Origin of the sequence: Streptomyces aureus, from assembly GCF_000725495.1 — a bacterium.
GTDB classification, from domain to species: Bacteria; Actinomycetota; Actinomycetes; order Streptomycetales; family Streptomycetaceae; genus Streptomyces; species Streptomyces aureus_B.
In genome coordinates, this window is sequence record NZ_JNZD01000097.1 from 1 (window position 1) to 319 (window position 319).

At 68.7% G+C, this 319-nt stretch carries 1 pseudogene; it reads right to left on the reverse strand.

What is annotated here, in order from left to right:
• Positions 1–319, reverse strand: a pseudogene (locus IO36_RS36130) (glucose-6-phosphate isomerase); the annotation flags it as partial.

Sequence of the window (319 nt, forward strand, 5' to 3'; positions counted from 1 at the left end):
GGCGCGGACCTCGTCGGGGGTCTTGCCGAACGCCAGCGCCTGGGTCTGGGCGAAGAAGTTCGCCATCAGCAGGTCGTGCTGGGCCGCGAGCCCGTCGCTCAGCTCACCGACCGGGTTGGCGAAGCCGATGAAGTCGGCCGGGATCAGCTTCGTGCCCTGGTGGATCAACTGGTAGTAGGCGTGCTGCCCGTTGGTGCCCGGCGTGCCCCACACCACCGGCCCGGTCCCCCACTCCACCGGCTGGCCGTCGCGGTCCACCGACTTGCCGTTGGACTCCATGTCCAGCTGCTGGAGGTAGGCGGTGAACTTCGACAGGTAG